Annotated in this window: 1 rRNA gene; it reads right to left on the bottom strand. The window is 56.5% G+C overall.

Features of this window, described 5'->3' with window-relative positions:
• Positions 1-37: 37 nt before the first annotated feature.
• A 16S ribosomal RNA gene (locus tag TEPIDINF_RS15150) occupies positions 38-230 on the bottom strand; the annotation flags it as partial.

The following is a 230-nucleotide window of genomic DNA, read 5'->3' as shown; positions in this document are numbered from 1 at the left end:
AAGCCTCTCATCCGTAAGGATGAGTATTTCTCCATAGAAAGGAGGTGATCCAGCCGCACCTTCCGATACGGCTACCTTGTTACGACTTCACCCCAATCATCTACCCCACCTTCGGCGGCTGGCTCCTTGCGGTTACCTCACCGACTTCGGGTGTTGCAAACTCTCGTGGTGTGACGGGCGGTGTGTACAAGGCCCGGGAACGTATTCACCGCGGCATGCTGATCCGCGAT

The sequence above is a fragment of the Tepidibacillus infernus genome (genome assembly GCF_048898065.1).
GTDB lineage: Bacteria > Bacillota > Bacilli > Tepidibacillales > Tepidibacillaceae > Tepidibacillus_B > Tepidibacillus_B infernus.
Note: the sequence above shows the minus strand (reverse complement) of the source record. Positions and strands in the feature narration are given on the sequence as shown.